10 protein-coding genes and 1 tRNA gene are annotated in these 12,284 nt (G+C 65.3%); 8 read left to right on the top strand and 3 right to left on the bottom strand.

Going from position 1 to position 12,284, the window contains the following annotated elements; genetic code table 11:
• Positions 1–58 precede the first annotated feature (58 nt).
• Positions 59–901 carry a sulfurtransferase gene (locus ACODS4_RS27770; RefSeq protein WP_488869064.1) on the bottom strand — a complete coding sequence of 281 codons (843 nt, stop codon included), beginning with the start codon at positions 899–901 and terminating at the stop codon, positions 59–61.
• Between the two features lie 286 nt (positions 902–1,187).
• On the opposite strand from ACODS4_RS27770, the gene fliN reads away from it, so the two are divergent.
• From fliN to ACODS4_RS27750, 4 genes are all read left to right on the top strand, one after another.
• Entirely contained in the window at positions 1,188–1,490 is a 303-nt protein-coding gene (fliN, locus tag ACODS4_RS27765) for a flagellar motor switch protein FliN (RefSeq protein ID WP_488869062.1), read from the top strand.
• 150 nt (positions 1,491–1,640) lie between these two features.
• Positions 1,641–2,870, top strand: a complete 1,230-nt coding sequence (locus tag ACODS4_RS27760) for a diaminopropionate ammonia-lyase (RefSeq protein ID WP_488869060.1) — start codon at positions 1,641–1,643, stop codon at positions 2,868–2,870.
• A gap of 122 nt (positions 2,871–2,992) precedes the next feature.
• Positions 2,993–4,444 carry an Asp-tRNA(Asn)/Glu-tRNA(Gln) amidotransferase subunit GatB gene (gene gatB / locus ACODS4_RS27755; protein WP_488869058.1) on the top strand — a complete coding sequence of 484 codons (1,452 nt, stop codon included), beginning with the start codon at positions 2,993–2,995 and terminating at the stop codon, positions 4,442–4,444.
• Positions 4,445–4,597: 153 nt separating this feature from the next.
• A complete protein-coding gene (locus tag ACODS4_RS27750; protein ID WP_488869056.1) occupies positions 4,598–6,331 on the top strand; it encodes a PAS domain-containing sensor histidine kinase in 1,734 nt (577 codons plus the stop codon).
• A 27-nt stretch (positions 6,332–6,358) separates the two neighbouring features.
• Here ACODS4_RS27750 and ACODS4_RS27745 read toward each other — a convergent pair whose 3' ends face one another.
• Positions 6,359–6,595 carry a hypothetical protein gene (locus tag ACODS4_RS27745; protein ID WP_488869054.1) on the bottom strand — a complete coding sequence of 79 codons (237 nt, stop codon included), beginning with the start codon at positions 6,593–6,595 and terminating at the stop codon, positions 6,359–6,361.
• A 230-nt stretch (positions 6,596–6,825) separates the two neighbouring features.
• On the opposite strand from ACODS4_RS27745, the gene ACODS4_RS27740 reads away from it, so the two are divergent.
• Positions 6,826–6,917, top strand: a tRNA-Ser gene (locus tag ACODS4_RS27740).
• 89 nt (positions 6,918–7,006) lie between these two features.
• Here the strand turns inward: ACODS4_RS27740 and ACODS4_RS27735 are convergent.
• Entirely contained in the window at positions 7,007–9,244 is a 2,238-nt protein-coding gene (locus ACODS4_RS27735; protein ID WP_488869052.1) for a PAS domain-containing protein, read from the bottom strand.
• 286 nt (positions 9,245–9,530) lie between these two features.
• On the opposite strand from ACODS4_RS27735, the gene ACODS4_RS27730 reads away from it, so the two are divergent.
• From ACODS4_RS27730 to ACODS4_RS27720, 3 genes are read left to right on the top strand one after another with little or no spacing between them, the layout of a single operon-like run.
• A complete protein-coding gene (locus ACODS4_RS27730; protein ID WP_488869050.1) occupies positions 9,531–10,337 on the top strand; it encodes an enoyl-CoA hydratase in 807 nt (268 codons plus the stop codon).
• Entirely contained in the window at positions 10,334–10,855 is a 522-nt protein-coding gene (locus tag ACODS4_RS27725) for a CoA-binding protein (RefSeq protein ID WP_488869048.1), read from the top strand. Before ACODS4_RS27730 ends, ACODS4_RS27725 begins: the two co-directional genes overlap by 4 nt.
• A gap of 10 nt (positions 10,856–10,865) precedes the next feature.
• The gene (locus tag ACODS4_RS27720; protein ID WP_488869046.1) at positions 10,866–12,161 is read left to right on the top strand and encodes an O-acetylhomoserine aminocarboxypropyltransferase; all 1,296 of its coding nucleotides are present in this window, start codon (positions 10,866–10,868) and stop codon (positions 12,159–12,161) included.
• Positions 12,162–12,284: the final 123 nt, after the last annotated feature.

Here is a 12,284-nt window from a genome sequence, read left to right as displayed (position 1 = left end):
GGGGCTGGTCCGTCCGTCGGACCTGTCCCGCCTGCGCCGCCGCCGCGCCGGATGACGCTCAGCCCGCGTTCTTGAGCGGGCGGGCCGGGTCGGCGGTCCATTCGGACATGGAGCCGTCATAGAGCCGCACCCCCGGCACGCCCGCGATCTCGCTCAACGCGAACCAGGACACGCTGGCCAGATGGCCGGTGTTGCAGAAGGTGATGGGCGCCGGATCGAGAGGCAACCCGGCCTTGTCGGCCAGCGCCTTCACCGCGTCGGCGCTGACGAAGCGCTTGGCCGCGCCGGAATAGAACGCGCCGTTGTCGATGTGGAGCGCGCCGGGCAGGGTGCCGGCGGCGCGCGCCTGCGGGCTTTTGCCCTGCCCGGCGAACTGTTCGGCGGATCGCGCGTCGTGCAGCGGCGTGGTCCCGGCGGCGACGGCGGCCTCCACCTCGGCCAGCGTGGCGCGCAGGTCGGCGCGCGGCGAGGCGGTGAAGGCGACGGGCGGGCGGACGGCGGCGGCGGGCTTCACCGGACGACCCTCGGCGACCCACGCGGCGAACCCGCCGTCGAGCACCGACACGGCGTCATGCCCCAAACTCTTGAAGGTCCAATAGACCCGCGTGGCGTTGCCCATGTCGGCGGCGGTGGCCCCGGCGGCGACCAGGACGACGTGATCGTCGTCGCCGACGCCTAACCCACCGATCAGCCGTTCCAGAACCGCCGGTTCCGGCAGCAGGCCGGGGGCGGCGCCGATGGTGGCGCGCCAGCCATTTGTTGCGTAATCGGAATGAACCGATCCCGGAACGAAGCCGCCGCTGGGCGGGGTGCGCACGTCCAGAATGACGAGGTTGGGGTGGTCAAGCCGCTCGTTCAGCCATGCGGGGGTGACAAGCGGGCTGGTGGGGGTGCTGGTCATTGGCGTGAACCTGATATTCGTTTGCGGCGTCGCAATCGTTCCGAAAACGAAACAGAAAGAGAATGGCGCTGGCGCCAGGCGGGTGGGGCCGTCCGTCCGTCATGCCGGGGGCGACAGTGTGGGCGAAGCGTTCCATCGCCGCAAGATCATCAGCGCGTCGGGCTGGGGAACGCGTTGCTCCGCCGCAGGCAACGGGTGTAGATTCAAGGCTGTCGTTTCATCCGGCGTTCACGCCAGCCGCGCGCCTGATCCTGACGATCCTGAAACGCGCGGCGAAGGAGCATCCATGGCCAACATCGACGATCTGCTCGGCGCGCCGGATCCCGGCGAGGGGGACCCTTCGACCTTCGCCATCGGCGACGCGCCGGTGGAGATCAAGGTGGTCATCGGCACGGCCATGCTGCGCGTCCGCGATTTGTTGAAGCTTGGTCGCGGCGCCGTCGTGGAACTGGACCGCGAGTTGAAGGATCCGACCGACATCTACGTCGAAGGCGTGCTGGTCGCCCGTGGCGAGGTGGCGATCATCGACGACAAGATCGGCGTGACCCTGACCGACTTCATCAAGTCGAGCCGCGAGTGGAAACGTTGAGCGGCTTTTCACGCCGCTGACGGCGCGTGCGCGCGACGATTTATCCGCAAGAAAGATATGGCTATTGGTGGCGACCCGGCTTGACGGCATGGGGTGGCTTCTGGTCTCGTGATGAGCGGTCTGCGTCCCTTTGACCCGGAGAACACACCGATGCCCGAAGCCGACTCGTCCTGCATCCCGCGTCTGTTCTCCAATCCGCGCGCCGACCAGGACCGCGTTTACGGCCCGTCGGAACGCGCCATCGTCAGCCGCGCCGCCTTTGAGGAGGCGATGGCCGAAATCGGCGCGTGGCCCGGCTACGCCCCCACGCCCCTGCGCTCCCTGCCCGGTCTGGCGCGCGAGGCTGGGATCGACCGCATCTGGTACAAGGACGAAAGCGCCCGCTTCGCCTTGGGCAGCTTCAAGGCGTTGGGCGGCGCCTACGCCGTGCTGCGCCTGCTGGCGCGCGAGGTGACGGCGCGGGTGCCCGGCGTGCCGGTGACGGCGCTGGATCTGGTGGTCGGGCGCCACGCCAAGGTGACGCGCACGCTGACCGTGGCGACGGCGACCGACGGCAACCATGGCCGTTCCGTCGCCTGGGGCGCGCAGGTGTTCGGCTGCAATTGCGTGATCTATGTGCCCGCCGCCTGCTCGCCGGGCCGCCGGGCCGCCATCGAATCCTATGGCGCGACGGTGGTGGTGGTCGATGGCCTGTATGACGACGCGGTGCGCCGGGCGGCGGCGGACGCGGCGGCGGGGGGCTGGTTCATCGTCTCCGACACCTCCTACACCGGCTACATGGACATCCCGCGCGACGTCATGCAGGGCTACAGCGTGATGGTGGAAGAGGCGATCACCCAGCTTCCCTCCAGCGAGCGGCCAACCCATGTTTTCATTCAGGGCGGCGTCGGCGCGCTGCCCGCCGTGGTCTGCGGCCATTTGTGGGAAAGCTGGGGGCGCCAGCGCCCGCGCTTGGTGGTGGTTGAACCGCACAACGCCGATTGCCTCTATCAAAGCGCCATCGCCGGTCGCCCGACCAAATCGGCGGGCGACCTCGACACCGTGATGGCGGGGTTGGCCTGCGGCGAAGTCTCCTTGCTCGCTTGGGCGATTCTGGAGCGCGGGGCCGACGATTTCCTGACCATCCCCGACGAGGGGGCGATCCGAACCATGCGCAAGCTGGCCGAGGGCGGGCAGGGCGGACGGCCCATCGTGGCGGGCGAATCCGGGGTCGCCGGGTTGGCCGGTCTGCTGTGCGCGGCGGCGCATGAGGACACCCGGCAGGCGTTGGGGCTGGCGCCCGACGCGCGCGTTCTGGTGTTCGGCACCGAAGGGGCGACGGATCCGCTGGTCTACGCCGAGCTGGTCGGTCGCTCGCCCGAGGCTGTTTTGGCCGGTTGACGCGCCGCGCCCGCGCGATAAAGCGTGCGCGCTCGGCCAAAGGGCGTTAGAAGAAAGCGGGATTCCAAGGATCTGCCGGGCTGTCCGGCGGGTCTCTCGCGTGAACGTCGAAGAGCGGAACGATGTCGTACATCCAGGGTGAAACGGGCGAATGGGAAATCGTGATCGGGCTTGAGGTTCATGCCCAAGTGATTTCAAACGCGAAGCTGTTTTCCGGCTCGGCCACCGATTTCGGCGCGGCCCCGAACAGCCAGGTCAGCTTCGTTGACGCCGCGTTCCCCGGCATGCTGCCGGTCATCAACGAACGCTGCGTCGAACAGGCCGTCCGCACCGGGCTGGGGCTGAAGGCGCAGATCAACCTGCATTCGGTGTTCGACCGGAAAAACTACTTCTACGCCGATCTGCCGCAAGGCTATCAGATCAGCCAGTTCCTCCAACCCATCGTCGGCAAGGGCGAAATCGTCCTGGATTTGCCGGACGGCTCCAGCCGCACGGTCGGCATCACGCGCTTGCATCTGGAGCAGGACGCGGGCAAGTCGCTGCACGACCAGCACCCGGCCAAGACCTACATCGACCTCAATCGGTCGGGCGTGGCGCTGATGGAAATCGTGTCGGAACCCGACATGCGGACCTCGGAAGAGGCGGGCGCCTATCTGCGCAAGCTGCGCTCCATCCTGCGCTATCTGGAGACCTGCGACGGCAACATGGAGGAAGGCTCCATGCGCTGCGACGTCAACGTGTCGGTGCGCAAGCCGGGCGACCCGTTCGGCACCCGCTGCGAGATCAAGAACGTCAACTCCATCCGCTTCGTCATGGCCGCCATCGAGTATGAGGCGCGCCGCCAGATCGAGGTGATTGAGGAGGGCGGCACGATCAAGCAGGAAACCCGCCTGTGGGACACGACGAAATTCGTCACCCGCTCCATGCGGTCGAAGGAAGAGGCGCACGACTACCGCTATTTCCCCGATCCCGACCTGTTGCCGCTGGAACTGGACGCTGATTGGGTCGAGGCGATCAAGCAGACCCTGCCGGAACTGCCCGACGACAAGAAGGCGCGCTTCATCGACGACTACAAGCTGTCGGTCTATGACGCGGGCGTTCTGGTGTCGGAACGCGCCAAGGCCAATTATTTCGAGACGGTCGCCAAGGGCCGCGATCCCAAGCTGGCCTCCAACTGGGTGACGGGCGAGCTGTTCGGCTATCTGAACAAGGCGGGCAAGGAGATCGAGGACAGCCCGGTCAGCGCCGAGAATCTCGGCGGCTTGATCGACCTGATCGCCGACAACACCATCTCGGGCCGCATCGCCAAGGAAGTGTTCGAGGCGATGTTCGAGACCGGCGAAAAGGCCGCCGACATCGTCGAGAAGAAGGGGCTGCGCCAAGTCACCGACACCGGCGCGATTGAGTCGGCCATCGACGCCGTCATCGCCGCCAACGGCGACAAGGTGACGGAGTTCCGCAGCGGCAAGGACAAGCTGTTCGGCTTCTTCGTCGGGCAGGTGATGAAGGCGACCCAAGGCAAGGCCAACCCGGCTCTGGTCAATGAGATTCTGACCGCCAAGTTGAAAGGCTGAACCATTGCCCGCGCAATGATCGACGGTTGAGACGAACAAAAGCCTCTCTCTTCGCGAGAGAGGCTTTTTTCTTGTCAAATGTGACCGTTTGGGGCGACGACGGGCTTGGATTCTCACAGGCTGTGCGGCCACACTCTCTGTCATGGAGGGGCCATGTCGGTCGAACTGGTGATCGTTGCGCTGCTGGTCTTGCTGGTCGCCGGTTTGGCGGGCGCCCTGGTGGGGCTGCGTGTGGGGCGGCGCTGCCCGGACAGCGACGTGGTGGAGCGGCAGGCCGCCGCCGCGCACCGCGACGTTGGCGAACGGCTGGAAATGGCGCTGGACGCCACCGGGGCGGCGGTTTGGGACGCCGATCTGGTCACGGGCGCTTGCTGGTGGTCCGACACCTTCCCCCGCATGCTGGGCTACCAGGATATTCCGGCGATGCCGCCGAATTTCTGGGAGGCTCGCTTGCACCCGGAGGACCGGGAACGGGTGCTGGCGCACATCGCCTCGCATCTGACCGGAGAAACCACCAGCTACGTCTACGAGTACCGGATGCGCCATGAAAACGGCGGCTGGCTGTGGATCTTGGCCAAGGGGCGGGCGATTCATGACGCCGACGGGCGCCCGATGCGCTACGCCGGAATCATGACCGACATCACCGAGTCCCGTCGTCAAGAGGAACGGCTGCGCGCCAGCGAAGAGCGTCTGCTCAAAATCATGGAAACCGCGCCCATCGCCTTGAACGTCACCACCCGCGATGGCCGGTGGCTGTTCTGCAACGCGCAATCCGTACGGTTGATGGGGCGTCCGCGCGCTGAGCTGATGAAGACCTGGGTGCCTGATCTCTACGCCGATCCCGCCGACCGTCGGGCGTTGATTGAGCGGCATGACCGGGAGGGAGCGTTCCGTGACGCGGAGATTCGCTTCCGTAGGCCGGACGGCAGCGTTGTCTGGACGCTGTCATCCTGGAGCGTGATCGATTTTGACGGGGAATCGGCGCTGCTGACATGGCTTTACGACATCACGGACCGTAAAATCGCGGAATCCGCGCTGATTCGCGCCCGCGAGGAGGCCGAACAGGCGTTGGCGGAATTGCGCGAGGCCCAGGAAAGCCTGATCCAGGCCGAAACCATGGCGTCGCTGGGTCAACTGGTCGCCGGGGTCGCGCACGAGATCAACACCCCGATCGGCATCGGCTTGACCGCCGCCAGCCACATCGGCGAGCAGGCCGACCGATTGCGCGAGCGTTTCGCCGACGGACTCCTGCGCAAATCCGATTTTGTCGAGTTTCTCAGCGAGTTGGCGGAAAGCGCGCGTCTGTTGATGGCCAACATCGACCGCGCGGCGTCGCTGGTGCAAAGCTTCAAACAGGTGGCGGTCGATCAATCCTCGGGCGACCGTCGGGTGTTTGAGCTTGGGGGTTACATCGCGGAGGTGCTGTTTTCCCTGGGCCCCCGTCTGAAGCGGACGAAACTGACGGTGGACGTCGATTGCGCCGATGGGCTGATGCTGGACAGCTTCCCGGGCGCCTTTGGGCAGGTGCTGACCAATCTGGTCATCAACGCGATTGTCCACGCCTATGGCGATGGCGCGGCGGGGGTGATTCGCATCACCGCGCAGCCCGACGGGGAAGATCGGGTGCGGCTCGATTTCATGGATGACGGGGCTGGAATCGCGCCCGAACATCTGCCCAAGGTGTTTGAGCCGTTCTTCACCACCAAGCGGGGGCAGGGCGGTTCCGGGCTTGGCTTGCACATCGTGTTCAACACCGTGACCGGCCCGTTGGGGGGCGCCGTGACGGTGCAATCCTGGCCGGGTCAGGGCACGCGCTTCACGTTGAAACTCCCACGCGAAGCCCCGATCGCCGCTTTGGTCGTCGAATCCGAAACAGCGGCGTCATAAAGCTCCCTGCGGCGGGTGGTTCGCGGGTCAGGCCACATGCAGTTCGTGCAGTTGCAGATGCTTTGGGCGACGGCCCCGGCGTTTGGGGGTGGCGAAGGCGGCCATGCTGCCATTCTCACCGCGCAGTTCCGCCGCCAACTCCTGCACGCAGCGCATCAGCAACTCTTTTTCCCGCATGTCCTCGCGGTCGGTGATCTCCAGGCAACTCAGCTTGATTTCGACCAGATCGATCAGCGTTTCCGCGCAACGGCGTGACAGGGACATGATGGCTTCCTCCGCAGGGGGCGGGTGAGGACGTCACCCGGATGGTGTGCTGCTCATGGAGTGATCCTACCGCCAAACTCTTAAAAAGTACCTAAAATTTTATACAGATTTAGCGCTCTTTTTCATCCAGCGAGGTCTGGCAAATTTCTGCGCTCTAGGCGTTGACAAGGGGGGAGCGGGTCGTTAGAAGCATCCCCACGCCAGCGGCACCGCAAGATGCCGACATGGACGGAGGGGTGGCCGAGTGGCTGAAGGCAACGGTTTGCTAAACCGTCATACGGGTTAAACCGTATCGTGAGTTCGAATCTCATCCCCTCCGCCAAAAATTCAAGCTAGAGCGTTGATTTAAGAAATGAATCCGCTCTAGCCTTTCATTCAGGCATGATGTTCGTCAGGTGGTTTTGGGGCGCTTCAGTCGCGGCTCAAACAACGATCCGCCGGAAACCGCAGCGTCACTGTGGTTCCCCGTCCCGGCGCGCTGTCCAACTCCGCTTTGCCGCCATGGGCTTCGACCAGGGCCTTGGTGATGGCCAGACCAAGGCCGACGCCGCCCGCGCCGCTGATGTGGGCGTTGCCCGCTTGACCGAAGGGTTCCCAGACTTTGGTGAGATCGGACGGCGGAATCCCGGCCCCGGTGTCGTGGATGGCGAACAGCAGGCCGGGGGGCGAGGTGGGGCTGTTGGGCGCGCGCCGCGCCTCCAAGCGGACGCAACCGCCCGGTGGGGTGAATTTGATGGCGTTGACGCCAACATTGACCAGAATTTGAACGACCCGCCGGGCGTCGCAGAGCAGGCGCGGCAGGTCGTCGTCGGCGTCCAACCGCAGATCGACCCCCGCCTCTTCCGCGCGCGTCGCCAGCAATTGGGCGGAGCGGGTCAGCAGGTCGGCGACCGCGACCACCTCCTCGAACAGTTCGACGACGCCAAGTTCAATGCGCGAGATCTCCAAAATGTCGTCGGTGATGTTCAGCAGATGCTGGCCCGAACTGTGGATGGCGTCGATGTACCCGGCGTAGCGCTCGTTGCCGATGGGGCCGAACAGGCCGCGCTGGATCACTTCTGAGTAGCCGAGAACGGCGTTCAGCGGGGTGCGCAGCTCGTGGCTCATCACCGCCAGAAACTGGGTTTTGGAACGGTTGGCGGCCTCGGCCTGTTGTTTGGCGCTCAACAACTCGGCTTCGGTTTTTTTGTAGCGCGTGATTTCCCGTCCCTCGGCGATCAGGAAGCTGACGGCGCCGCTGGCGTCGTGCATGGGGCGCAGGCTGAAATCGACGTGGATGGACGGTCGTCCGGGTGGTTGATGGATGGTTTCAAAGCGGACGCCGTTGCCCGCCGCCGCGCGTTGCAGACCCGCGCGCAGCAGGTCCAGATCGGGGGAGCCGATCCACCATGGGGTGTCCCAGAAAGGGCGACCGAACACCGCCGTCGCTTCGATCTGGGCGTAGCGGAGCGCGGCGTCGTTGGCCTCGATCAGAACGCCGTCCGGGGTCAGCAGACCCATGAAGTCGCTGGCGCTGTTGATGATGGCGTGGAAACGCCGTTCACGCTCCCGCAAGGCCCGCGCGTTGTCATGTTGCTCGGTCACATCCGTCAGCACGCCTTCCATCCGATTGGCGCCGCTGCGCCATCCGTTCAGCGTCAACCAGCGTTCGCCGTCGGCGGTTGGCAGGCGGAAGCTGAAGGGTTGAGCCGGATTGGCGTCGGGGTCGTTGGTTTCCGGGCAGGTGATGACCCAGGCGCGCAAGGCCGGGGCGTCGTCGGGATGGGCAAGGTCGAGCAGGCCAAGGCCGCGTTGGGACAGACGCTCGCGATCCAAATGCAGGCGGGCGAGGTTGCCCGCCGCATAATCGATCAGCATCCGGCCTTCGACGCGCCAGCCAAGGCCGATGACGGGGCTGCGCGCGATCATCGCGGCGAGGCGCAGTCGTTCCTGTTCGGCCATGCGGCGCTGTGTGGTGTCGCGGCCAACGGCTTGCACGGCCATCAGACGGCCCGTGACGTCGAACACCGCGTAGCGCCGCCAACTGAACCATCGCTCATGACCATCGCGGCAGGGCCACGGCTCTTCCGCCGAGGAGGCCGGGTTGTCGGGGGTCGCTTGGGCGACGAAGGCGGCGACGGCGGCGGCGGACAGGGGCGGCATAAGGTCGCGCAGGTGGCGATCAATCAGCACGCGCGGCGGCACCGCGAACAGGGCGGCGAACTCCCGATTGACCAACGTCACCGACAGATCGGCGGCGACGCGGACGATCACCTCGGATTGATCGTCGATGGCGGTGCGGAATTTGTCGCGGCTGGAGAAGACCTTGCAGATGAAGCAATGCTCGTCGGCGACGTCGCTCAGCGACAGGATGCCGACGTCGTTCGACAGAGGCGACAGGGTGTAGGGCAGGCCGCGCCCGTCGCCGACGCGGTTCAGAAAGGCGACGCCGCTGCGCGCCGCCATGGCCGCTTGGTCAATCCACGGCCCGCCATCAAGGGTCAAAAGCGTGTCAATCCGTTGGTCGGGCAGGGCGTCGACCGTGGCCCCAACCAAAGCGGCAAAGGCGTTGTTCGCCACGATCACGCCGCCATGGACGTCAACCACGCAGGTTGGCGCCGGGCTGGAGGCGAACACCGCGCGCCAATCAATCGCTTCGGAACGCCCCATGCCCACCCCCTGAAAGCGCCCTTATCCGCTGCGGAGTGACAGGCCGTCACGTTTGCGATGATGAGCCGAATCGCCAACGGACTCCATCGAAAAGCCGATGCCGATTGGCCTAAGATTAAACTATTGGAAAAACGGAGTTTATTGAACTTTAGACGGAGATCTCTGTTGAATGGTTGGGCCGATCACGCTCTCATGGCTGGCCCCCGCAGGTCGCCGTATTCGCCATGGGGTGGCCGCGCTAAGCTTTGCCGGTCGCACAATCAATGAATTCGGGAGGATGACGACCATGAGCGCCGCTCCGCCAAGCCATGACGCCGACGCGCCGCTGGTCCTGCGCGAGGATCGCGACGGCGTCGCCACGCTGACGCTGAACCGTCCCAAGGCGCGCAACGCCCTGTCGGTCGGGCTGATGACCGCGCTGCAACAGAAACTCGACGCGATCAACGAAGATCGCTCCGTCCGCGTCGTGATCCTGACCGGGGCGGGTCCGGCCTTTTGCGCTGGGCATGATCTGAAGGAAATGCGGGCGACTCCGACCCGAGCCTCGTATGACGCGCTGTTCGCGCAATGCGCGAAGTTGATGCTGACGATCACGCGGATCCGCCCGCCGGTCATCGCCAAGGTGCAGGGAATCGCCACCGCCGCCGGGTGCCAGTTGGTGGCGAGCTGCGATCTGGCCTATTGCTCCGATCTGGCGCGATTCGCCACGCCGGGGGTGAACATTGGGCTGTTCTGCTCCACCCCGATGGTGGCGCTGACCCGCGCGGTGGGGCGCAAGGCGGCGATGGAGATGCTGCTGCTGGGCGACCTGATCGACGCAGACGACGCCGAAAGCATCGGACTGGTCAACCGGGTGACGCCCGCCGACCAGTTGGACGAGGTGGTGGCCGGGGTCGCCGACAAGATCGCGTCGAAATCGCCGCTGACGTTGGCCGTCGGCAAGGAGGCGTTTTACCGCCAGATCGATTTGGATGTGGAGGCGGCCTACGCCTACGCCGCCCAGGTGATGGCGCAAAACATGATGGCCAAGGACGCCGCCGAGGGCATCGACGCCTTCATCGGCAAACGCGAGCCGGCGTGGTGCGGCCAATGACCCAGCCCCACGCGATCAATCATGACGATTACAGCGACGCCTTTCTGCGCGGCGTGCTGGACAGCGTCAAAACCATCGCCATCGTCGGGGCCAGCGCCGACCCGGTGAAGGCCAGCTTCTATGTGTTGAAGTATCTGCGGGACAACGGCTATCGCGTGTTCCCGATCAACCCGAAGCTGGCCGGTCAAACCATCCTCGGCGAAACGGTCTATGGCGGTCTGGCCGATCTGCCCGAACCGCCGGACATGGTGGACATTTTCCGCAACTCCGCCGCCGCTGGGGGCGTCACCGACGAGGCGGTCGCCGTCGGCGCGAAGGTGGTGTGGATGCAATTGACCGTGCGGAACGACGAGGCCGCCGCGCGGGCCGAGGCCGCCGGGCTGACGGTGGTGATGAACCGTTGCCCGAAAATGGAAATTCAACGCCTGTACGGTGAAATCGGCCGGATCGGCGTGAACTCCAACATCATCGTCACCAAGAAGCAACCGTTGAAGAAGTTCTTCAAAAAACTGATCTGAGGGAACCGCCATGAGCGCCAACAAGAGCTTTGGTTTTGAAACCCGCGCCATCCACGCCGGGGCCGCGCCCGATCCGGCGACCGGCGCGCGGCAGACGCCGATTTACCAGACCACCAGCTTCGTCTTTGACGATGTGGACGACGCGGCGTCGTTGTTCAATCTGCAAAAGGTCGGCTTCATCTATTCCCGCCTGACCAACCCGACGGTGGCGGTGCTGGAAGAGCGGCTGGCCAATCTGGAAGGCGGCGCCGGGGCGACCGCGACCTCCTCGGGCCACGCCGCGCAGTTGCTGGCGCTGTTCCCGCTGATGGCGCCGGGCGATCACGTCGTCGCCTCGCAAAAGCTCTATGGCGGCTCGATCAACCAGATCGGAACCAGCTTTCCGCGCGCCTTCGGCTGGCAGCCGACCTTCGTCAACACCGACGAGCCGGAGAATGTCCGCGCCGCCATCACCGAGAAGACCAAGGCGATCTTCGTGGAAAGCCTCGCCAACCCCGGCGGGGTGGTGACGGACATTGAGGCCATCGCCAAGATCGCCGACGCGGCGGGCATCCCGTTGATCGTCGACAACACGCTGGCGACGCCCTACCTCATCAACCCGATCCAGTGGGGGGCGACCTTGGTCGTCCATTCCACCACGAAATTCCTGTCGGGCAACGGCACCTCGGTCGGCGGCGTCGTGATCGACAGCGGCACGTTCGACTGGTCGAAGTCGGGCAAATACCCGGCCCTGAGCGAGCCGGACGCGGGTTATCACGGCCTGCGCTTTCACGAGACCTTCGGCCATCTGGCCTTCACCATCCACGGCCACGCCGTGGGCCTGCGCGATCTGGGGCCGAGCCAGGCGCCGATGAACGCCTTCCTCACCCTGAACGGCATCGAAACCCTGCCGCTGCGCATGCAACGCCATGTCGAGAACGCCCAAAAGGTGGCGGAGTTCCTGGAAAGCCATCCGGCGGTCGGCTGGGTCAGCTACGCCGGGCTGCCGTCGTCGAAATATCACGGTCTGGCGCAGAAATATCTGCCCAAGGGCGCGGGCGCCGTGCTGACCTTCGGCGTCAAGGGCGGTTACGCGGCGGGCGTCGCGCTGGTGGAGGGCGTCGAGCTGTTCAGCCATCTGGCCAACATCGGCGACAGCCGCTCGCTCATCATCCACCCGTCCTCGACCACCCACCGCCAATTGTCCGAAGAGGGACAAGCCATCGCCGGGGCCGGGCCGGACGTCATCCGCCTGTCCATCGGCCTGGAAAGCGTGGCCGACATCATCGCCGACCTGGATCAGGCGCTGAACAAGACGCTGGCGTAAACGGAAACAGGGGGCGTCGGTCGCGTGGGACGCCCCCCGTCTTGACAGCTTTGATGCTGTTGGGGAGGTTAGAGTATCCGTTATGGACAAGCGGTTTTTTCGCCCCACTTTCGGCCTTTGCTC

The organism is Azospirillum sp. FG154 (genome assembly GCF_057809575.1).
This window is presented reverse-complemented; position numbering and strand designations above follow the sequence as displayed.

Bases quoted from the DNA above. Each gene is read 5' to 3' on its own strand.
- ACODS4_RS27730 (WP_488869050.1), top strand. From the start codon at position 9,531: ATGAGCGCCGCTCCGCCAAGCCATGACGCCGACGCGCCGCTGGTCCTG.
- gatB (WP_488869058.1), top strand. From the start codon at position 2,993: ATGTCGTACATCCAGGGTGAAACGGGCGAATGGGAAATCGTGATCGGG.
- ACODS4_RS27760 (WP_488869060.1), top strand. From the start codon at position 1,641: ATGCCCGAAGCCGACTCGTCCTGCATCCCGCGTCTGTTCTCCAATCCG.
- ACODS4_RS27720 (WP_488869046.1), top strand. From the start codon at position 10,866: ATGAGCGCCAACAAGAGCTTTGGTTTTGAAACCCGCGCCATCCACGCC.
- ACODS4_RS27725 (WP_488869048.1), top strand. From the start codon at position 10,334: ATGACCCAGCCCCACGCGATCAATCATGACGATTACAGCGACGCCTTT.
- ACODS4_RS27735 (WP_488869052.1), bottom strand. From the start codon at position 9,244: ATGGGGCGTTCCGAAGCGATTGATTGGCGCGCGGTGTTCGCCTCCAGC.
- ACODS4_RS27770 (WP_488869064.1), bottom strand. From the start codon at position 901: ATGACCAGCACCCCCACCAGCCCGCTTGTCACCCCCGCATGGCTGAAC.
- ACODS4_RS27745 (WP_488869054.1), bottom strand. From the start codon at position 6,595: ATGTCCCTGTCACGCCGTTGCGCGGAAACGCTGATCGATCTGGTCGAA.
- ACODS4_RS27750 (WP_488869056.1), top strand. From the start codon at position 4,598: ATGTCGGTCGAACTGGTGATCGTTGCGCTGCTGGTCTTGCTGGTCGCC.
- fliN (WP_488869062.1), top strand. From the start codon at position 1,188: ATGGCCAACATCGACGATCTGCTCGGCGCGCCGGATCCCGGCGAGGGG.